Here is a 20,184-nt window from a genome sequence, read left to right as displayed (position 1 = left end):
GGAATGATGGAGCGCGGCGCGACCGCGCTCCATTGCCTCGTGAAACCTCGCCACGCGCCTTCGGATCTTCGTCCATGCGGATCGAACCAGACTCCTTTGCATTCACAGTGCTGCTCGGCGCTCTCGCGGCCGTGCCGTATTCCGGCATCGACATCAATCTGCCGGCACTGGCAGCCACCGGCGCCACGCTGGGCGCAAGCGCCTCGGAGGTCGGGTTGACGATGAGCTCCTTCATGCTGAGCCTTGCCACCGCGCCGCTGATCTACGGACCGGTCTCGGACCGCACCGGCCGCAAGCCGGTTCTGGCGTTTGGCCTTGCGCTGTTCATCGCCGCCAGCATCAGTTGCGCGCTTGCCACCTCGTTGCCGCTTCTGCTGGTGTGCCGTTTCTTCCAGGGGATCGGCGCCGCCGCGACGGCTACGACGTTCGCCATCATCCGCGATCTCTTCGACGGCGACGCCGCACGCGGCAAGATCGCCAACGTCATGGTCGCGGTCAACGTCGCGACCGTGATCGCGCCGACGGCCGGCGCGGCCCTGCTGGCGGCGGCCGGCTGGCGATCGATCTATGCGACCCAGGCCGCAATCGGCCTGATGCTGCTGGTGGTGGTGATGTTTCGCTTCGCCGAGACCGCGCGCGAGACCGCGCCCTTGGCTCCTTCCGCGCGCCTCGTTCGGTCCTCCGTGACCGACAGCTATCGTCGGGTGCTGACGCATCCGGTTTCGTTGCCTTTCATCCTGGTCGGCGCCGCCGGCGGCGCGACGGTGTTTGCCTACGTCACCGGCGCCTCGCTGTTCTTCGTCGGCGCTGTCGGGCTCTCGCCCGCGCAATACGGACTGATCTTCAGTGCCTGCTCGGCCTCCGTGATGGCCGGCGCCTTCCTCGACGGCCAGCTTGGGCGGCGCGGGATATCCTCTAGCCACATGCTCGCGACCGGGCTGACGCTGTCATCGGCGGCCAGCCTCGCCCTGCTCGCGATGACGTTGGCCGGCTGGATGCCGACGGCGCTCGTCGTTGCGCTGCTGATGGCGGTGGCGCTCGGCTTCGGACTGAGCGTGCCGAACGTGATGAGCGCGACGATGCAGCACCTCCCCGACATCGCCGGCGCCGTCAGCGCGGCTGCCGGGAGCATTCAACTGATCGCAGGTGCCGTATCGAGCGGACTGGTCGCGGCGCGTTTCGACGGACGGACCGCGCTGTCGATGACGGCGGTCATGGCCGCGTCGTCGCTCCTCGCGCTGGGCCTCTACTTTCTGGTCGCTCGTCCCGCCGACCGTCGTCTCCAATCACGGACGATCGGTGCCGGCGTGGCGATCCGGAGCCCGACGCGCTCCTGAGGCGTTCGATTGGCGGCACATCCCCGGATGCCGGCAAGTCATGTTCTGCTCTCTGCAACCCTTTGAACGTGCTGCGGCAATGCACCCCCAACGGGGGACATCCGCCGCAACGCCCGGCCCGTGCGCTTGACGCATCGCGTCCGCACGGGTCTAATGAACTTTAAGAACAATTGTTCGCATTCCGAACACCTGACCAAAGCGGGCTCACAACACCGCATCCGCGTCACCAGAGGAAACGTCACCGATGCAAGCCATCCTCAACGGCGAGAGCACGCTCATCGTCACGATGATCGTCGCCTACATCGCCTTCACATCCTGGCTCACGCTCAAGCTACGCAGCCGGACCAGCGACCAGTTCATGACCGCCGCCCGCGCCATGCCGGCCGTGGTCGTCGGTGTGCTGATGATGTCCGAGTTCGTCGGCGCCAAGTCGACCGTCGGCACCGCGCAGGAAGCGTTCCAGTCGGGCATGGCGGCCGGGTGGGCCGTGCTCGGCGCCTCGATCGGCTTCCTGCTGTTCGGCCTGTTGATGGTGAAGAAGCTCTACAATTCCGGCGAATACACCATCTCGGCCGCGATCGCGCAGAAATACGGCAAGTCGACCATGCTGACGGTGTCCGTGATCATGATCTACGCGCTGCTGCTGGTGAATGTCGGCAATTACGTCAGCGGCGCGGCCGCGATCGCCACCGCGCTGCATGTCAGCCTGCCGGTTGCGATGTGCATCATCGCGGTGGTCTCGACCTTCTATTACGTGTTCGGCGGACTGAAGGGCGTCGCCTGGGTGACGATCCTGCACAGCGCCTTCAAGGTCGTCGGTATCCTCATCATCTTCACGGTCGCGATGTCGCTGACCGGCGGCATCGCGCCGATCCAGGCCAAGCTGCCGGCCTATTACTTCACCTGGGACGGCAAGATCGGCTTTGCGACCATCTTCGCCTGGACCTTCGGCACCGTCGGCGCGATCTTCTCGACGCAGTTCATCGTGCAGGCGATCTCCTCGACCCCGAGCGCGGACGACGCCCGCAAGGCGACGTTCTATGCGGCGGCGTTCTGCCTGCCGCTGGGCTTCCTGCTCGCGCTGATCGGGGTCGCCGCAAAATATCTCTATCCCGACATGAACAGCCTCTACGCGCTGCCGGTGTTTTTGGAGAAGATGCCGCCGCTCGCTTCCGCCTTCGTGACGACCTCGCTGGTCGCCTCGATCTTCGTCAGCGTCTGCACCGTGGCACTGGCGATCGCCTCGCTGGTGGTGCGCGACTTCTACGTTCCCTACTGGAAGCCGACGCCGGAGCGCGAATTGAAGATGACGCGCGTGTTCTCGGTGGTGATCGGCATCGTGCCGCTGGTCTTCGTCTTCTTCATTCCGGAGATCTTAAAACTATCGTTCTTCACGCGCGCACTGCGGCTGTCGATCACGATCGTGGCGATGATGGGTTTCTACCTGCCGCTGTTTGCCAGCAACCGCGGTGCCACCGCCGGCCTGATCGGCGCCGCGGTCTCGACCACGGTCTGGTACATGCTCGGCAACCCCTTCGGCATCGACAACATGTATGTCGCGGCCGCAACGCCGCTGGTGGTGATGGCAATCGAGCGCCTGGTGCCGGGCCGCGCTCCCAGTCCCGCGGCGCCGCAGGCGGCGCAAGCCAATGCATTCGTGGAAAGGACTTCGACATGATCGTCGCTACCGGGATCGTGAGCACCGAGATCGAGATCGCCGCCGACGGCATCGTCCGCCAGGCCGCCGGCGATCCCGACCGGTTCGACGCCTTCATTCCCTCGCCTTGCGTGCAGAACCACGCCGCCAATCTGATGCCGCTTGCGAACGGCGATCTGGCCTGCGTCTGGTTCGGCGGCACGCAGGAGGGCATGTCGGACATCTCGGTCTATTTTTCGCGCCTGCCCCGCGGCGCGACGCAATGGTCGCCGGCCGAAAAGCTCTCCGACGACAAGGGGCGTTCGGAGCAGAACCCTTTGCTGTTTCCCGCTCCCGACGGCACGCTGTGGCTGATGTGGACGGCGCAGCTGGCGGGCAACCAGGACACCGCCCTGATCCGCCGCCGTCTCTCCCGCGACAATGGCCGGAGCTGGGGCCCGATCGAGACGCTGTTTGCCGAGCATCGCGGCCGCGGCACCTTCATCCGCCAGCCGATCGTGGTGCTCGACAACGGCGACTGGCTGCTGCCCGTGTTCTACTGTCACAGCACGCCGGGCCGGAAATGGAACGGCGACGAGGACACCAGCGCGGTGAAGATCTCCTCCGATGCCGGCGCGACCTGGCGCGATGTCGACGTGCCCGGCAGCCGCGGCTGCGTGCATATGAGCATCGCGCGGCTCGACTACGGCTCGCTGCTGGCGATGTTCCGCAGCCGCTGGGCGGACAACATCTACCAGAGCAGGTCTTCCGATCACGGCCGCACTTGGTCGGCGCCAACGCCGACCGTGCTTCCCAACAACAATTCCTCGATCCAGCTCACGCGGCTCGGCAACGGGCATCTCGCGCTGGTCTTCAACGATTCCAGCGCCAGGGACGCGACCGGGCGTCGCCTTTCGCTGTATGACGAGATCGAGGACGAACTTCCGCCCGTACTCGCCAGCGACGGCAGCAAGGCAGACGGACGCACCGCGTTCTGGGGCGCGCCGCGGGCGCCGATGACGCTGGCCGTCTCGGCCGACGGCGGACGAAGCTGGACCAGGCGCAATGTCGAGACCGGCGACGGCTATTGCATGACCAACAATTCGCGCGACCAGACCAATCGCGAGCTTTCCTACCCGTCCGTCAAACAGACCGCCGACGGCGCGCTCCATATGGCATTCACCTTCCACCGCCGCGCCATCAAATATGTCCGCGTGACCGAACCATGGGTAACGCACGCCGGACGGGGCTGAGGTCATGGACAAGAGGCCTCACGCGCTGGTCACGGGCGCAAGTTCGGGGATTGGTGCGGAGATCGTCGAGCGCCTGCTACGCGACGGCTGGTGCGTCACCGGGATCAGCCGCCGGCCGGTGACGTTCGACCATCCGGCCTACGATCATTTGTCGCTCGACCTGAACGAGGTCGACGGCGTTGCAGACGCCGTTGCCGGCTTCGCGCCGACCGCGCTCGTTCATGCCGCGGGGCTGCTCAAGGTCGGTTCGCTCGGATCGCTCGACCATGACGACGGCGCGGCGATGTGGCGGCTGCATGTCGACGTCGCCGGGCGCCTCGCCGACGCGCTGGCGCCGCGCCTGCCGAACGGAGGACGTATCGTCTTCATCGGCAGCCGCACCGCATCGGGCGCGGCGGGCCGCGGGCAATATGCCGCGACCAAGGCGGCGCTGGTCGCGCTGGCGCGGTCCTTTGCGATCGAGCTCGCACCTCGCGGCATCACGGTCAACGTCGTCGCCCCCGCCGCAACCGAGACGCCGATGCTGAAGGATCCCGCGCGTGCCAATGTCGCGCCGAGACTGCCGCCGATCGGCCGCTTCGTCCGCCCGGACGAAGTCGCTAGCTCCGTGGCCTTCCTGCTCTCGACGGAAGCGGCCGCCATCACCGGACAGCAACTCGTCATCTGCGGCGGCAGCTCGCTCTAAAGCGCTCACATCATGAGCCCAGCAGGACCGGATGGAGCGGGAGCTTGAGCAATCGCGGCTTATAAAACCATAAAACTAGTATTGTGGTTGAATTGCTTCCGAGTTTGCGGTATTTGGAGCAAATGAACCGCAAGATCGCCGCGCGCTGCTTGGCCGAATTGGGCAATCTGACCCGACTGGACATTTATCGGCTGTTGGTTCGAGCCGGACCGACAGGCCTTAACATCAGCGATATCCAGGTCCGCCTCGATATACCGGCCTCCACACTTGCCTTTCATCTGCGCGGACTGGTCGGCGCAGGCCTTGTCGCCCAGGAAAAGAACGGACGCACAGTGATCTGCCGCGCTCGATACGATCGTATGGACGGAGTCATCGAGTTCCTGCGCGAACATTGCTGCGAGGGATTTGAGAATGATTTGACGGCGGCGACAACGCGCCGAGCGAGTTGATCCCATGGTGAGCCCCCGAACATCGGCTCTCCATTATGGCTGGATCGTATTGGGCGCAGGCACGTTCGGCTCGTTCATGACGGTGCCGGGCCAAACGGCAGGTGTTTCGGTTTTCTTCGATCCCATCACCGCTGATCTTGGTATCTCCCGCACATCTGCCTCGATTGCATATGCAGTTGGAACGCTTGCGGGAATTCTGCCAGCCCCCGTGATTGGTCGCTGGATCGACCGGCGCGGACCTCGCCTGACGGCAACCATCATCGCCGGCGGTCTCGCCTTGGCCTGCGCTCTCATGGCGACAGTTCAATCCGCGATAATGCTGCTCATTGGCTTCGCGCTATTGCGCGGTGCTGCGATCGGAGGCCTTAGCCTCGTCAGTCAGCAAGTCGTGAATCTGTGGTTTGTGCGCCGACGCGGGATCGCCGCCGCGGCCGCCAGTCTCGGCCTGGCGGCTGGCTCCATGATCTTTCCGAAACTTATCGATGACCTCATTTCGCTTTACGGCTGGCGAGGCGCCTATCTCGCACTAGCCGGACTTGTCGCCCTTACCATCCTGCCGGTCGCTGCCGCGCTGTTTCGCGATCGGCCGGAAAAATTCGGCCTCAGCACGGATGCCGGGTTGCTGCCGGTTGCAGAAGATCTACGGGAGGAGCCTTCGTTTACGCGCGGGCAGGCGCTCCGTACTGGCGTGTTCTGGCTGCTGTGCGTGGCAGGCTTTTTGACCAATGCCATCGGCACCGCTCTCTTGCTCAATCACTTCTCGATCATGCGGACGGCCGGGATCGCCCACAGCAACGGGTTGCTGCTATTGTCGCTGCTTGCCGCCGTTCAAGCGGTTGCCACACTCTGCACCGGCTTTCTGGTCGATCGCTATGAACCCCGGCACTTGGTGCCGCTTTCCATGTTCATGCTCGCGCTGGCGTCAGCTCTCGCGGCATTCGGCAGCGGAATCGCCGCAAGTGTGCTGTACGCACTGAATGTGGGTGGGGCGTACGGTTCGCAGCAAGCGATCAACGCCGCCGGCTACGCGCAGTATTTCGGCCGGGACCATCTAGGCGCAATTCGGGGCGCTTCCTTTGTCTTCGGCATCGCTGGCGCAGCGTTCGGCCCGCTGCCCTTCGCAGCAAGCATCGACTGGACGGGAAGCTATGGGGCCGTCCTGGTCGGTTATTGCGTGCTTTGCGTTGTATGCGCCGCCGGAGCATTTGCCGTCAAGCGACCGTCCTTGTCGGCCGAGCCGATGACGAATTGTAAGATGGGAGTATCGCCATGACAGGCGGAGAAACGACCATCGTGGCGGGCATCGAAATTCCCTCGACCGATCCCTTCTTTCTGGCGGTGGTCTTCGGGGTGCATATCCCCCTGGGTCTCGCATGCGTTACGATCGGCGCACTCGCAATGTTAAGTCGGAAGCGTCGCGGGCGTCATTCGAAGCTCGGGACGACGTATTTCTGGTGTCTGCTGGCGCTATTCGTGTCCGCGACGTTGCTGTCGCTTATGCGCTGGGCCGAAAACTATCACTTGTTCGCTATTGGCGCGTCTTCGTTCGCCTGCGCCTGGATCGGGCGCTATGCGCTCCGACGCCGCTGGCATTATTGGGTCAGGCTCCATATCGCGGGGATGGGCCTGTCGTATGTTCTGATGCTTGTTGCCTTCTACGTCGACAATGGAAAGCAGCTTCCACTTTGGAAGGATCTGCCTCATTTCATGTACTGGCTGATACCTCTGGTCATTGGTGTTCCGCTCATCGTTCGCGCGCTTCTGTGGCCGCCGTTACCGCCGGCCCGCCCTGATTTCCGCGTGATGCAGTAATCTACGACGTTACTCCAATCGATGTCCTAACCGCGGCGGTTTCTGATCGCCATTTGCTTTGTGGCTGCCACGGCCGATTTGGGTCCGGAGGTAGCCAACTTGTACCCCAAACGGGAGCCTAGAAGGGATCGAACCTCCGATGGCCAGATCAGAATCGGGTTAGCTGTTCGACCTCATAGACTATTTGGACGAGAGAGCTCGAACGCTCCCGGCCGACCGATACCCGCCCGCAACGATACGGCGGAAGAGCCACAGGACGACGGGACACGCCAGGAGCGCTGCGGCGCCGAAGTCGAGCGCGGCGCTCGCGGAGCCGAACGAGGTGGAGAGCTTTCCTCCGATCGCCGGTCCGGCCAGCATACCGGCGTAGAAGACCGTGTAGAATAGTCCCATGCCGATCGGCCGCATCTTCTGGTCGAGCACACGCGCCGGCAGGCTCATGATTGCCCCGGCGGGCAGGCCACAGAGGATTCCGAGAGCCACGATGATGGGAAGCACCGTGCCGCTTCGCGACAGAAGAAGCGTCAGGAGGGCGAAGGCGACGCAGCCTGTCACGAGGATCGCCTCGCCGCGCCTGGTCCGATCGGCAAGGAAGCCGCCGAACGGAACCGAAAGGGCGGCGAGCCAGAGCACGATACTGATGGTCGACCCGGCTGCGGCACTGGACCAGCCCTGCTCGACCAGCATCGACGGGCCGAAACTGAAGATCATCGCAAAGCCGATATTGTAGAGGCCCCAGATCAAGCCGGCGGCAATCACGGCGCAGATCGTGTCGGCGGTCAGGCTCCCGCGCTCGCCGTCACCCGCGACGGCCGTATCAGGCGCGCGATAAACCAAGGCGATGAGGCCAAACCCGATCAGGATCAGTCCTGCGACGGCAAGATTGACGGCATGAAGCCCGAGCGCGGCTCCGATGGCCGGCAAAAGCATGAGAGAGAGTGCGATGCCGGCCGGCCAGGAGTTGATGAAGATGGCCATCGCGGTGGCGATTTCCCGGCCGGCAAACCAGTCCGCGACCATCTTGGTCATCAGAACGTTCAGGAGAACACCGCCGATGCCGGCAGTCAATCGGCCCGCGATCTGCACGCTCCATGACGTCGATGTGGTCATCAGCAGTTCGCCGGCCAGCATCATCAGGAGTCCGGCGAGGACCGTCACCTTGTCGCCATAGCGGCGGCCGATCGCGCCGCCAGGCAGAGCGAGCGCGGCCCCCGGCGCAAAATAGAGTCCGATCAGAACGCCGATATCGGCAAGACTCGCGCTCAAACTCTGGCTGAGCTGTGGCGCGACGGCGGCGACGCTCTGAAACTGAAAGGCGATGGCGGCACGAGCGACGAACAGAGCAGCAAGGATGGTCCAGCGGCTTCGCATTTGGATTCTTTCCGATGCCGTGAACTACACCGTCGGCTTGATATTCTGGTTCAGGCGGAAGAAATTGGTCGGATCGTATTTGGTCTTGAGCGCGGCCAAGCGCGGATAGTTCTCGCCATAGGCGTCGCGAATTCGATCCTCGCCCTCATCGCCGAGATTGTTCGCGTAGACGCCGCCGGTCGAATAGGGCCTGACGGCGCTCCACAGCTCGCGCGCCCAACGCATGTTCGCGTCGTCGTCGGCCGGATCGTCCCAGATCGCGATCGGAAAGCAGTCGAACGCTGCATCGCGGTTTGCGTAAGGCGAGTCGGATGCCGGAACCCGCGCGATTGCGCCGCCGACGTGCTGGAAGACCAATAGCGAGGAGATGTTGGGCGCTTTCGCATAGGCGTCGAGCAGCGCGTCGACCGCGCCCGCATTGATCTCGCGCAGGAACTGCGCCTTCCAATAATAGCGACGTCCCCGCGGAAACAGGGCATCGCCGCCCGACTGAATCTCGAGATAAGGAACGCTTGCGAAGCGCGTCTCGACGGGGGAACCGAACTTGATGATCGGAGAAAGAGCGCGTTCACCGTCGTCACGCGAGCCGACATAGCAGCCGGTGATGCTGAAGTACCGGTCCCCCGACGGCAGCGTTACGAGGGCGGCATCGACGTTCATCTCGTCGGCGGCGCTTCGGGCGAATTCATCGTAGAACCGCATGGCCTCGCGCGCCTGATCGAAAGGATGAAGCGCCGACGCGACGAGCAGTGAAGTGCCAATGGAATGGAGTCGATATTCGAACGCAGTCACGATGCCGAAATTGCCGCCGCCGCCTCGCAAGCCCCAGAACAGGTCCGCGTGTTCGGTCGCGCTGGCCCTCAAGATCTTTCCCTCGGCTGTCACCACTTCGGCGGCAATCAGATTGTCGCAGGTCAGCCCGTATTTTCGCCCGAGCTTGCCAAAACCGCCGCCAAGCGTGAGCCCGGCGATGCCGGTGTCGCTGTTGACGCCCATGGTGGTCGCCAGACCGTGCGCCTGCGTGGCACGATCGAACTCGCCGAGATCGAGGCCTGCCTCTGCGCGCGCGGTGCGACGGACCGGATCGACGTCGATGCGTTTCATCCGCGACAGGTCGATGACCATACCCCCGTCGCAGACCGAGAGGCCGGCGACATTGTGGCCTCCGCTGCGAACGGCCACGGGGAACGCGCGGGATCTCGCGAACGTCACGGCCTCGACCACATCCTGCGCATCCGCGCAGTAGGCAATCACCGCCGGCTTCTTGTCGATGGCGCCATTCCAGACCTTGCGCGCCTCGTCGTAGCCGGCGCTGCCCTCGAGGACCACCCTGCCCTTGAGCCGCAGCTGTGGGGCGGACCAGGGTTGAGAGTGCGATTTGCCGATCAAGTCGCCGTCCGGTTGCCGCTGTTCCATCCGATTTGCTCCTCGCCGCTGATGCACTGCCATTATCTCACGGAGCGCCAGATCGTTTCCCGAATCGAAGCGGAAAAAGTTGCAAATTTCGCCGAAAATGGTGTCTCTAGGCGATGGCGACGATCTACGAGTTTGGTCCATTTCGTCTCGAGACAGACGCCGGCACGCTGTTTCGCGAAACCGAGCCGGTTGCGCTCGGCGGGCGGGCGGTCGCACTGCTTCAGCTGCTGCTGGAGCAGGCCGGGAAGCCGGTTGCCAAGGACGCGCTGATGGAGGCGGCCTGGCCGGGGCTGGCCATCGAGGAAAGCAATCTGACCGTACAGATTGCGGCGCTGCGGCGGACGTTTGCAGACGTCGAAGGCGGCAGCAGCTGGATCGAGACCCTGCCGCGCCGCGGTTACCGCTACGTCGGCCCGCCAGCCGCAGCCCTGTTCGATGGCAGCCGGCAAACGTTGCTCCCCCCGGCGACCTCCGACAAACCATCGATCGCCGTGCTGCCGTTTTCGAATTTGAGCGGCGAGCCGGCTCAGGACTATTTTTCCGACGGCGTCACGGAAGACGTCATCACGGAACTGTCGCGCTTCCGATCGCTCTTCGTCGTGGCCCGCCATTCCAGCTTCGTCTACCGGGCAAGGTCGTCCGACATCAGAGAGGTCGGCCGCCAACTCGGCGTACGATATGTGGTGGAAGGGAGCGCACGCCGGATCGGGAAACGGGTGCGGGTGACCGTCCAGCTTCTGGATGCCGTGAGCGGCTTCACCCTCTGGACGGAGCGCTACGACCGCGAGATCGAAGACATATTCGCCATCCAGGACGAAATCGTCGGCAGGATCGTCTCAGCGCTGCCCGGCCGCGTCGAGGACGCAGGCCGCGAGATCGCAAGAGGCAAGCAGACCTCGAACATCACGGCCTACGATCTCGTCTTGTTGGGAAACGAGCGATGGCGTCAGTTGACCGTGACAAGCACGGATGAGGCGCGCGGTTGCTTCGAAAAGGCCGTGGAGCTCGATCCAGCCTATGCTCGCGCTCACGCCAATATCGCCTGGACCATCGTCTGCGCCGCGTTCCTGGAATCACCCGCCGCGCCTTCGCTGGATGATGCGCGGCGCGAGATCGAGATCGCGCTCGATCTCGATGAAAATGATGCCTGGTCGCACGGCGTCTTCGCCCAGCTGCTTTTCCTGCAGAACCGTGACCAGGAGGCCGAAACCCACTTCAAGCGGGCTCTGGCGCTCAACCCGAACGATGCCGACGTCGCCGCGGCGTTTGCCAACATCCTGGTCTATTGGGGACATTGGCGGGAAGCGCTCACATGGATCAAGTCGGCCAAACAGCTCAACCCGTTTCCACCCAACATCTACCACTGGTATCACGCGCTGGCGCTCTATTCGGCGCGCGAATACGAACAGGCGATCAAGGTGCTCAGGGAGGCGCGATCGAGTGATCGCTGGTCCCACGCGCTCCTTGCGGCGTGCCACGCGCAGACCGATCGACTGAGTGAGGCGGACATCGAGATGCGTGCATTCATTCGAGAGCGAGGCCTGGAATTGAGTGAGCGCGGTGAAGCGCTGCCGGTCAACACGCTCGAACTCGCCCGGATGCGCGCCGCCAGGTACAGGGATCCCATCGACCGCGACCATTTCCTCGACGGGTTACGCAAGGCCGGCCTGAGTGGCGGGCGCGCCGATTTCGCATAGCGGCCGACGCGGCGAAAAACGGTCTGTTGGGCACTCAGCAGAACAGGACCATCAACATCATCACATCGGCAGGCACCTGTTTGCAGGGGCACGTCGATCGAAATCCGGTCCAGCCAAGCTCATCCAGTTCGAATTTCGAACGGATGCGGCATGGATATCGCGACTACCAACTCAATCACTGCAAGCGCTTAAGCCAGAAACCTGATCTGGCACGCAATCTGCGTTCCCCAGCTTCCATCTCTCGCGCCTCGCGGTGGGGAGGACAACAGGTTCTGACATGGGAGGGAATGCATGAGTGAGTACAAGACCAACGGCGCGCGCAAGCATGAAAGCCTGGACGCGGTCGTGATCGGCACCGGGGTGGCCGGCCTTTACCAGCTCTACAAGCTGCGCGACGAACTGGGACTCAAGGTCAAGGCCGTCGATACGGCCACTGGCGTCGGCGGCACATGGTACTGGAATCGCTATCCGGGGGCGCGCTTCGACTCCGAGGCCTATATCTACCAGTACCTGTTCTCGGAGGAGCTCTACAAGGGCTGGAGCTGGAGCGAGCGCTTCCCCGGCCAGCCGGAGATCGAGAAGTGGCTCAACTACGTCGCCGACAAGCTCGACCTGCGCAAGGACATCCGCTTCTCAACGACGGTTGCCAGCGCCGTCTTCAACGAGGCGACCCAGCGCTGGACCATCACGACCGACACGGGCGACACCATCGACACCCAGTTCCTGATCACCTGCACCGGCATGCTGTCGGCGCCGCTGACGTCGGTGTTTCCGGGACAGGAGACGTTCAAGGGCACCCTCGTCCATACCGGCCGCTATCCGAAGGAGAAGCTCGACCTCGCAGGCAAGCGCGTCGCCGTGGTCGGCAATGGCGCCACCGGCATCCAGGTCATCCAGACCATCGCTAGCGAGGTCGGCAGCCTGAAGGTGTTCGTGCGCACGCCGCAATACATCATCCCGATGAAGAACCCGAAATACGGGCCGAAGGAGGTCGAGGCCTACAAGGCGCGGTTCGAGGAATTCCGGAAGGTCCTGCCCCATTCGTTCACCGGCTTCGAATACGACTTCACCAACGGCAACTGGAAGGATCTCAGCCCGGAGCAGCGTCACGCCGTTCTAGAGAAGATCTGGGACGAAGGCTCGCTGCGGTTGTGGCTCGCCTCCTTCGTCGAGATGTTCTTCGAGGAGGAAGTCAGCGAGGAGATCTCCGAGTTCGTGCGCAAGAAGATGCGCACGCGCCTGAGGGACCCCAAGCTCTGCGAGGCGCTGATCCCGACCGACTACGGCTTCGGCACGCATCGCGTCCCGCTCGAGACCAATTACCTGGAGGCGTTCCACCAGGCGAATGTCGAGCTGGTCAGCGTCAAGAACAACCCGATCAAGCGGATCACGCCGCAGGGCATCGAGCTCACCGACGGAACGTCGTATGGGCTGGATTTGATCATCCTGGCCACCGGCTTCGACGCCGGCTCCGGTGCGCTGACCCGCATCGACATCCGCGGCCGCGAAGGCCGCTCGCTGAAGGAGGAGTGGAGCCGCGATATCAGGACCACAATGGGGCTTCAGATCCACGGCTACCCGAACCTCTTCACGACAGGCGCGCCGCTGGCGCCATCGACAGCGCTCTGCAACATGACGACATGCCTGCAGCAGCAGGTCGAGTGGATCAGCGATTGCATCGCGTATCTGAAGAAGAACCATCTGAAGGTGATCGAGCCGACCAAGGATGCGCAGGATGCCTGGGTCGCGCATCACGACGAGGTCGCAAACACGACCCTCGTGACCAAGACGCACTCCTGGTACATGGGCTCCAACGTCGACGGCAAGCCGCGCCGCCTGCTCTCCTATATCGGCGGCGTCGGCACCTATCGCCAGAAGTGCGATGAGGTCGCCTCCTCGGCCTATCCCGGCTTTGCCAAGCAATAACGACACACGGGGCCGCGCAACCATTTTTGGCTACGCGCGGCCCCTGCATTCCGCATCACACAACAAATTTGGAGGAACACATGACCAAGGACTTCAAGGCATCAGCTGACGCCATTCTCCATGAGACCGTCACGACGGGCCAGGGCGTACCCGGCGTGGTGGCGATGGTGACCGATCGCACCGGCAACATCTACGAGGGCGCCGTCGGCAAGCGGCGCACCGACCAGTCGGCGCCGATGACGACCGACAGCAGTTTTGCCATCTTCTCGACGACCAAGGCGATCACCGGCACGGCCGCGCTGCAACTGATCGAGGAAGGCAGGCTCGACCTCGATGCTCCCGCCAGGAAATACGCTCCGGATATCGGCAAGCTGCAGGTGATCGACGGCTTCGATGCCAAAGGCCAGCCCACGCTTCGCGCCCCGAAGCGTGACGTCACCACGCGCATGCTGCTGCTGCACACCGGTGGTTTCGGCTACGACTTCTTCAACGAAAACTATCTGCGCCTGGCGACCGACCACGGACAGCCGAGCGTGATCACTTCGTCCAAGGCCGCCATCATGACGCCGCTGCTGTTCGATCCCGGTTCGAAATGGGAGTATGGAACGAACATCGATTGGGTCGGGCAGGTTGTCGAGGGCATCACCGGCAAGCGGCTCGGCGAGGTCTTCACTGATCGCATCTTCAAGCCGCTCGGCATGGCCAACACGACGTTCGAGATCAACGATGCGGTGCGCAGCAAGCTTGCCGGCGTGCACACGCGCAATGCCGACGGCTCGCTGACCCCGATGGACTTCGAACTGCCTGCAAATCCCGAGGTGCACATGGGCGGCCACGGCCTCTACAGCAAGGTCGGTGACTACATGCGCTTCATCCGCATGTGGCTGAACGACGGAGCCGGCCCGCACGGCCGGGTGCTGAAGGCGGAGACCGTGACGATGGCCGAGAAGAACCAGCTCGGCGATCTCAAGGTGACCGCGCTGCCCGGCGTCATCAAATCGCTGTCGAACGATGCGGAATTCTTCCCCGGCCTTTCGAAATCCTGGGCGTTCACCTTCATGGTCAACGACGAGAAGGCGCCGACGGGACGCCCCGCAGGCGCACTCGGCTGGGCGGGGCTGGCGAACCTGTTCTACTGGATCGACCGTCAGAACGGTTTCGGCGGCTATTGGGCCACCCAGATCCTGCCCTTTGCCGATGTGGCCTCGTTCACCGGCTACATGCGCTTCGAAACCGCGTTCTACGACAGCCTGAGCCAACGCAAGGCGGCGTAAATTTCTTTTGCGGCTTGAGGCCTTTAACTCGCCTCCGATCTCACCCTTTTGCAGTGCGGTCGGAGGCGAGCCTGATAGCACCAAGGTCGGGGTACCCGGTTGCGTGTTTCCATGGATGGCTTCACAATCAGGAGATAAAGCTCGGGGTCCGCCAGACATTTGGACCGCTCAGCGCGTCAAGGGAGGGAACGTGTTGGGGCAGACGCCAGAGGAATCTTTCGCCACTCCAGGTATCGAACGCGACGTTCTGACAAGCTGGGAACGCTTCCTCTCCGGAAGCGGCAGCGCGCGTCAGCAGGTCGTGCGATCAGCCATTACCGATTCCTGGCAACGCTGCCAGCAATCGGCTGTCGATTATCGGCGCAGCCAGGCTCCGATGCCGATCAGGGATGACAGGCTGGAGCGCCTGCTCGACAAGCGCAGCCGTCTGGTCCAGGCCGGCGCTTCGACGATGGCGCTGGCGCGCGACTACATGCTGGAAACCGGCACCGTGATGGTGCTGACCGATGTCGACGGCGTCGTGCTGCGCCTCGAAGGTGACACCAAGCTCGCGCTGCGCGATGCCGTCGAAAAAACGCATTTGCTGCCCGGCAGCGACTGGAGCGAGACGACCTGCGGCACGAACGCGATCGGCACCGCGCTCGAAACGGGGCAGCCGATCCAGGTGCATGCCACGGAGCATTTCTGCTCCGGCATCCACCGCTGGACCTGCTCGGCCAGCGTCATCCGCGATCCCATCGACGGCGCCGTGATCGGCGCGATCGATATCTCCGGATTGTCTTCATCCTATGGGCGGCCGGCACTCGCATTGGCGATTTCGGCGGCGGCGCGCATCGAGGCGCAGTTGCTGCAGATGGAGCTGGACGCCCGCTATCGCCTGCTCGATCAATGCTTCTGGATGCTGCCGCCTTCGGATCGGCATCACGCCGTGCTGTTCGACAGCGCCGGACGTCCGTTCAAGGCCAGTGGAGAGATGTCGCAGATCATGCGGGATCTCGGCGCGCCGGGAGGCCAGTCCGGCTTTCCCCTGCTCGGCAGCCGCGATGATCTGCTATGTGGCACCTCGCGTCCGGCATGGATCAAGGAGGAATGGCTGAAGGCGGTGGTGCACCAGGGCGAGCACCTCGGCACCGTGATGGTGGCGCCGAAGCCGGCGGGCAAACTCTTGTCAGCCGCGCGCGGCGACGCGCAGGCCTTCGCCAACACGGTCTACAGCAGCCCGAAGATGCACAGTGTGGTCGAGAAGTGCCGCCGCGTCGGCAAATCCGCCGCGCCGGTCCTGCTGCTCGGCGAGACCGGCGTCGGCAAGGAGGTGTTCGCGCACGGAATCCATGCGGCGTCACCGCGCCACAACGGCCCGTTCATCGCCGTCAATTGCGGCTGCGCCTCGCGCGAGCTGCTTGCCAGCGAACTGTTCGGCTATGTCGACGGCGCGTTCACCGGCGCGAGGCGCGGAGGCATGGCCGGAAAGATCGAAGCCGCCGCGCGCGGCACGCTGTTCCTGGACGAGATCGGCGAATTGCCGCTCGACCTCCAGCCCATGTTGCTGCGCGCGCTCGAGAACGGCGAGATCTCCAGGATCGGCGAGACCGCGGTGCGCAAGGTCGACTTCCGCCTCGTCGTCGCCACCAACCGCAATCTGCAGGCGGAGGTGGAGGCCCAGCGCTTCCGCAGGGACCTGTTTTATCGGCTCGCCGTCGTCCCCGTCGACATCCCGCCGCTCCGCGAGCGCTGCGAGGACATTCCGCTGCTGGTCGCTCATTTCGTCGCCCAGGCAAGCGCGCGCTATGGTCTTTCCGATCGCCGTTTTGCGCCGGAGACGATTGCGAAGCTGCAGCGTCATGATTGGCCCGGCAACGTCCGCGAGCTGCGCAACCTGGTCGAGAGTGTCATGCTGACCGGCAACGGCGACCCGATCGAACCTTCGGACCTGCCCGAGACCATCCGGGGACCAGAAACGCCAAGCGAGCGCGATCCGGGTCTGTCTCTCGCCGAGTCTTCGGAACGTGACTTGATCTCGCGTACGCTGCGGTCGTGCAACGGCAACGTGACAGCCACCGCCTCCGCGCTCGGTCTTGCCAAGAGCACCGTCTATGCGAAGCTGCATCGTTATGACATTCGCTTCGACCTGGGCTCGGTAAGGTCTTCTCGATGAGATTCGGCTCGCAAGAGGGTTCTTCGGCCGGCCATGTCGACGAAGCCATTACTGCGTGGCCTTCAGGAGCGCCCCGCCGAATTGCGTACTGCCATCTTGCGATCGGCCCAGCTCTTGATATCGCCGACCGTCAGCGCCTTGAGGAACGGATTGGCGTTGACCAGCTTTTCGCGCGTGGTCCGGCCCGTCACGTCAGCTGCGGCCATAAGGGAAGCAGCATCGGCACTTTCTGCGCCGGACAATAGCGCCACGGCGCCGGCCGGTCCCGCGAAATGGGCAAGGTAGAGAGAACCGGGCGTGATCGGCAGACCGCGCTTGTTCAGCACGGCGGCATATTCCTCGACCAACCGTGTGGCGATCTCGCGCGCAAGCTCGGCATCTCGCCGCAAGTCCAACACTTCCTTGTCGCTGCGGCCCTGGATCAGATCGCGTCGGTGCCTTCGAACAGCTTCGAGCCACGTGTCATCGAGAAACTGGGCGGCGCCGGTCGCGCTCGACCGCTTGTTCCTCGCATTCGAGTCGCCATTGGACTCGGCTATGATGATGCGCTCGACCAACGCCTTGGCGGCCGGCTTGTCGATCGATTTCCCGCTCAAATGAGCGTCGCGAAACAGGACGAAACTTGCGACGAAAGCCACGCCGATCGCCACTCCAAGAACGAGCGTGATGGATTCCACAGACAGCCAGTGCCGCGCGGCGACAACGGATCCACGCTCGTCGGGGCGAGGCGGCCGGATTTCGCCGACACAGCCTGTTTTCTCTGACGCATGCGCGAGGAGCCGCGGGTTGCCGTCGGCCATCTCGCCGATGCGGAGGAATCGTTGGGCTAGGTCTGGCATCCCGTTGACAGGTTCAATGCTTTGAATAGGCCATCGAAGACACCTGACCGGCAGGGCTTGACCTCCGCAGCCGATTTGGCGCGATTGGCATTCGCACTTGCCTTTGAAGTTCCCTGCCCGGGCCGAGGTCTGGGCAGCATGACCGCGGATTTTCGTCCGCTTGCGTTGCGCTTGTGTGGCTCGATGATCTTCAAAGGCTCTTGCGCAACAGTCGCTGTTTGATCCGGCGGCGGCATCGGTTCGCTCGAGGAAACCGGCTGCGGAGGCGCTTCAAATTGCATGTGCGGGGTTTCGAGCCGGTCTGGCGTCGTCAGCGTATCGTGTGAGGCGCGTAACCCGACGGTCGCCTGAACGGGCGGCTCGTTCACAGGCTTTGTCATGCGCGACGGCGTCTCAAGCTCCATCACCGCGAGTGTACCGAAACCAACGAGGATGAGAGCCACTCTCATCTGATTTCACGCTTTCCGAACGAGAAGCCTCGTTCAAAGCCTGCCGGAAATAAGCTCCCGAAAATCGGAGAACAATTGCAAATATCCAATGAGGCGGCTTAGCGGCAGAAGTGGACCAGCCGGCGCGGTTACGGGACAAGATCAGAGACAGGGTTAACGCGGGTCATGCGAACTGGCCTGCTTGAGCAAAGACCGTTGCGGGCATCATCAGCCCCGAACCGGCGTGTCCGGAACACCCCAGCACCGGACATGCGGCGAAGACGCCAGAATCGGCCAAAATGCCCCTTGGGCGACCTCGTCTTCAGCTCCAATTTGCGCTTCGCGCCAATAGCTGCCCTTCCCGCGAGGTCGCGTCTTGCCTCTTTTGCGGAGTGCTCCCTGTCGCCCAACTGGTACTACCTAAGGGCCCCCCCTTTGAGCTTGCAGTATGCTAATTTGAGCCGGCACTCAGCCCGGACGTTGCACTGTGACCGATGGTCGTCACCCGGCAGGGACCGAGGAAAGCCGCTTCCGCGGTGCCCTCGACGATGTGATTATCATCCCACTTGTTGTTATCACGCTCGCCACAAACAACATCCTGCGTTTCGTTCTTTCGATCTTGATGCGGATACTTGACTACGCCTTCCCTTTAGCAATGCAGATTGTTTGGCTTCCGCTCTTCGCGGCCAAGGTTCTCGGCGATGTCATCGTTGCTATCATAGACGGCGCGGTGCGCTTCCTTTCCCTATCCGAGGCGAAACGTCGACAGTGGAGTAGATCGATTCGCCGGAACTGGTTGTGGTTCCGGCGGAAGATTAGCTATCGGGCGTTCGAACAAGCTGTACATAATGCCTTTGAAGGCGGCATGGCATGGGTGTTCAGAAAATGCCGGCATCTCACGCCGAACACTGCATTGCTCGTGATCCTGTGCGCGGTACTTTGGCTGCCGATCTCTTTCGGGGCTGCAACGGCGATGCACGCGATATTGCTTGCCAAGGTCACGTCCTGGCCAGCTTGGATGCAACTCTTGCATCCACTTGCAACGGTCATCGCGAAGAGCAAGCTTTTGGTGCTACCGGTCTATCCGGCAGCCTGGCCACAGGCCAAAAAACATCCACTCGTTCAGCTCGTCTTCAAAGGCTACGAAGTCATCAAGCGCGTGCATGTGATCAGAAAAGTCGGCTTTCGCTATCGGCAGGCAGAGATCGCCGGAATCGCGGCGGTTGAGAGGCTGGAGCGCACCGCCGGCCTCACATCGGCGGTGAGGTGGCTGCGCGAGGCGCATGTCGCCGAACATTTCGGCGTCGAGAAGCCCACTCAGGAATTGCGTTCGTTCTTCGCGCGATGGTCGATCAAGTTCTCAGCTGAATACTACGAAGCGAAGGAACGGCAAGCCTCAGGTGTCCCATCATCAAACAGTAGCAAGCTGCGAAAGCTGAGTTGATCATCAATCGCCAACGGCCTCGCCGTGCCGCCGTCGCTGCCCGATCTCTCTTCAACGGGCAGCGGACTGCGCCATTTCCAAATGAAGCAACAAAGAAGGCGATTTGACGAGCATATCAATTGGCTGGGGCGGGAGGGATCGAACCTCCGAATGGCGGAATCAAAATCTGTTCGATTATTCAATGATTTCAATCCGCGTTTGGAAAAAGCGGCGAAACCACGCTCCAGCAATTTCAACAAATTGGCGGCCGTTTCCAAATGAAAAACAGACCTCCACGCAGGATAAGTCCCGGCAAAATCTTTGGAGGGCGAACCGCGCCGACGCGCTCACGAGCTTCAGCGTCGAGGGCGTCTGCTTAACTGGCGTCGTACCCGCGGATGACCGCCGTCTCACCGTGCTGCACCGCCGAGAGTGTGGACCATCCTCGATCTGTTTCGCAGCTGCCAGCCTGGCAGGCAGACT

16 protein-coding genes and 1 tRNA gene are annotated in these 20,184 nt (G+C 63.0%); 12 read left to right on the top strand and 5 right to left on the bottom strand.

Features of this window, described 5'->3' with window-relative positions; all coding sequences use genetic code 11:
- Positions 1-74: 74 nt before the first annotated feature.
- The 7 genes from ACVJ19_RS20315 (at position 75) to ACVJ19_RS20285 (ending at position 7,172) form a co-directional block, all read left to right on the top strand.
- Positions 75-1,337, top strand: a complete 1,263-nt coding sequence (locus ACVJ19_RS20315; protein ID WP_453950753.1) for a Bcr/CflA family efflux MFS transporter — start codon at positions 75-77, stop codon at positions 1,335-1,337.
- 244 nt (positions 1,338-1,581) lie between these two features.
- Positions 1,582-3,015, top strand: coding sequence for a sodium:solute symporter family protein (locus ACVJ19_RS20310; protein WP_453950751.1), 1,434 nt, complete (start codon positions 1,582-1,584; stop codon positions 3,013-3,015).
- A complete protein-coding gene (locus tag ACVJ19_RS20305) occupies positions 3,012-4,226 on the top strand; it encodes a sialidase family protein (protein WP_453950750.1) in 1,215 nt (404 codons plus the stop codon). Before ACVJ19_RS20310 ends, ACVJ19_RS20305 begins: the two co-directional genes overlap by 4 nt.
- A 4-nt stretch (positions 4,227-4,230) precedes the next feature.
- Entirely contained in the window at positions 4,231-4,911 is a 681-nt protein-coding gene (locus ACVJ19_RS20300) for an SDR family NAD(P)-dependent oxidoreductase (RefSeq protein WP_453950749.1), read from the top strand.
- A 122-nt stretch (positions 4,912-5,033) separates the two neighbouring features.
- Positions 5,034-5,360, top strand: a complete 327-nt coding sequence (locus ACVJ19_RS20295; protein ID WP_453950748.1) for an ArsR/SmtB family transcription factor — start codon at positions 5,034-5,036, stop codon at positions 5,358-5,360.
- A 4-nt stretch (positions 5,361-5,364) separates the two neighbouring features.
- Positions 5,365-6,633 carry an MFS transporter gene (locus ACVJ19_RS20290; protein ID WP_453950746.1) on the top strand — a complete coding sequence of 423 codons (1,269 nt, stop codon included), beginning with the start codon at positions 5,365-5,367 and terminating at the stop codon, positions 6,631-6,633.
- Complete coding sequence (locus ACVJ19_RS20285) at positions 6,630-7,172, top strand: hypothetical protein (RefSeq protein WP_453950744.1); 543 nt, start codon at positions 6,630-6,632, stop codon at positions 7,170-7,172. The genes ACVJ19_RS20290 and ACVJ19_RS20285 overlap by 4 nt, the downstream gene beginning before the upstream one ends.
- 180 nt (positions 7,173-7,352) lie before the next feature.
- On the opposite strand, the gene ACVJ19_RS20280 is transcribed toward ACVJ19_RS20285, so the two are convergent.
- Both ACVJ19_RS20280 and ACVJ19_RS20275 read right to left on the bottom strand, forming a co-directional pair.
- Entirely contained in the window at positions 7,353-8,543 is a 1,191-nt protein-coding gene (locus ACVJ19_RS20280; RefSeq protein WP_453950743.1) for an MFS transporter, read from the bottom strand.
- A 24-nt stretch (positions 8,544-8,567) separates the two neighbouring features.
- Positions 8,568-9,959, bottom strand: coding sequence for an FAD-binding oxidoreductase (locus ACVJ19_RS20275; RefSeq protein WP_453950742.1), 1,392 nt, complete (start codon positions 9,957-9,959; stop codon positions 8,568-8,570).
- 113 nt (positions 9,960-10,072) lie between these two features.
- Here ACVJ19_RS20275 and ACVJ19_RS20270 point away from each other — a divergent pair, with 113 nt between their 5' ends.
- The 4 genes from ACVJ19_RS20270 (at position 10,073) to ACVJ19_RS20255 (ending at position 17,011) form a co-directional block, all read left to right on the top strand.
- On the top strand, positions 10,073-11,656 hold the full coding sequence (locus ACVJ19_RS20270; RefSeq protein ID WP_453950740.1) for a winged helix-turn-helix domain-containing tetratricopeptide repeat protein: 1,584 nt from the start codon (positions 10,073-10,075) through the stop codon (positions 11,654-11,656).
- A gap of 291 nt (positions 11,657-11,947) precedes the next feature.
- Complete coding sequence (locus ACVJ19_RS20265; protein ID WP_453950739.1) at positions 11,948-13,582, top strand: flavin-containing monooxygenase; 1,635 nt, start codon at positions 11,948-11,950, stop codon at positions 13,580-13,582.
- 80 nt (positions 13,583-13,662) lie between these two features.
- Complete coding sequence (locus ACVJ19_RS20260; RefSeq protein WP_453950738.1) at positions 13,663-14,856, top strand: methyl acetate hydrolase AcmB; 1,194 nt, start codon at positions 13,663-13,665, stop codon at positions 14,854-14,856.
- A 190-nt stretch (positions 14,857-15,046) separates the two neighbouring features.
- The gene (locus ACVJ19_RS20255; RefSeq protein WP_453950736.1) at positions 15,047-17,011 is read left to right on the top strand and encodes a sigma-54-dependent Fis family transcriptional regulator; all 1,965 of its coding nucleotides are present in this window, start codon (positions 15,047-15,049) and stop codon (positions 17,009-17,011) included.
- A gap of 62 nt (positions 17,012-17,073) precedes the next feature.
- Here the strand turns inward: ACVJ19_RS20255 and ACVJ19_RS20250 are convergent, their stop codons facing one another.
- The gene (locus ACVJ19_RS20250; protein WP_453950735.1) at positions 17,074-17,811 is read right to left on the bottom strand and encodes a lytic transglycosylase domain-containing protein; all 738 of its coding nucleotides are present in this window, start codon (positions 17,809-17,811) and stop codon (positions 17,074-17,076) included.
- Positions 17,812-17,837: 26 nt separating this feature from the next.
- Complete coding sequence (locus ACVJ19_RS20245; RefSeq protein ID WP_453950733.1) at positions 17,838-18,299, bottom strand: hypothetical protein; 462 nt, start codon at positions 18,297-18,299, stop codon at positions 17,838-17,840.
- 466 nt (positions 18,300-18,765) lie between these two features.
- Here ACVJ19_RS20245 and ACVJ19_RS20240 point away from each other — a divergent pair, with 466 nt between their 5' ends.
- Positions 18,766-19,722 (top strand): hypothetical protein, encoded by a 957-nt coding sequence (locus ACVJ19_RS20240; RefSeq protein ID WP_453950731.1) that lies wholly within the window; start codon positions 18,766-18,768, stop codon positions 19,720-19,722.
- Between the two features lie 120 nt (positions 19,723-19,842).
- Here the strand turns inward: ACVJ19_RS20240 and ACVJ19_RS20235 are convergent.
- Positions 19,843-19,948: transfer RNA gene (locus ACVJ19_RS20235), tRNA-OTHER, on the bottom strand.
- Between the last annotated feature and the right edge of the window lie 236 nt (positions 19,949-20,184).

This window comes from Bradyrhizobium sp. USDA 376 (assembly GCF_054063675.1).
This window is presented reverse-complemented; position numbering and strand designations above follow the sequence as displayed.

Bases quoted from the DNA above. Each gene is read 5' to 3' on its own strand.
- ACVJ19_RS20315 (WP_453950753.1), top strand. From the start codon at position 75: ATGCGGATCGAACCAGACTCCTTTGCATTCACAGTGCTGCTCGGCGCT.
- ACVJ19_RS20310 (WP_453950751.1), top strand. From the start codon at position 1,582: ATGCAAGCCATCCTCAACGGCGAGAGCACGCTCATCGTCACGATGATC.
- ACVJ19_RS20305 (WP_453950750.1), top strand. From the start codon at position 3,012: ATGATCGTCGCTACCGGGATCGTGAGCACCGAGATCGAGATCGCCGCC.
- ACVJ19_RS20300 (WP_453950749.1), top strand. From the start codon at position 4,231: ATGGACAAGAGGCCTCACGCGCTGGTCACGGGCGCAAGTTCGGGGATT.
- ACVJ19_RS20295 (WP_453950748.1), top strand. From the start codon at position 5,034: ATGAACCGCAAGATCGCCGCGCGCTGCTTGGCCGAATTGGGCAATCTG.
- ACVJ19_RS20290 (WP_453950746.1), top strand. From the start codon at position 5,365: ATGGTGAGCCCCCGAACATCGGCTCTCCATTATGGCTGGATCGTATTG.
- ACVJ19_RS20285 (WP_453950744.1), top strand. From the start codon at position 6,630: ATGACAGGCGGAGAAACGACCATCGTGGCGGGCATCGAAATTCCCTCG.
- ACVJ19_RS20280 (WP_453950743.1), bottom strand. From the start codon at position 8,543: ATGCGAAGCCGCTGGACCATCCTTGCTGCTCTGTTCGTCGCTCGTGCC.
- ACVJ19_RS20275 (WP_453950742.1), bottom strand. From the start codon at position 9,959: ATGGAACAGCGGCAACCGGACGGCGACTTGATCGGCAAATCGCACTCT.
- ACVJ19_RS20270 (WP_453950740.1), top strand. From the start codon at position 10,073: ATGGCGACGATCTACGAGTTTGGTCCATTTCGTCTCGAGACAGACGCC.
- ACVJ19_RS20265 (WP_453950739.1), top strand. From the start codon at position 11,948: ATGAGTGAGTACAAGACCAACGGCGCGCGCAAGCATGAAAGCCTGGAC.
- ACVJ19_RS20260 (WP_453950738.1), top strand. From the start codon at position 13,663: ATGACCAAGGACTTCAAGGCATCAGCTGACGCCATTCTCCATGAGACC.
- ACVJ19_RS20250 (WP_453950735.1), bottom strand. From the start codon at position 17,811: ATGGCCGACGGCAACCCGCGGCTCCTCGCGCATGCGTCAGAGAAAACA.
- ACVJ19_RS20245 (WP_453950733.1), bottom strand. From the start codon at position 18,299: ATGAGAGTGGCTCTCATCCTCGTTGGTTTCGGTACACTCGCGGTGATG.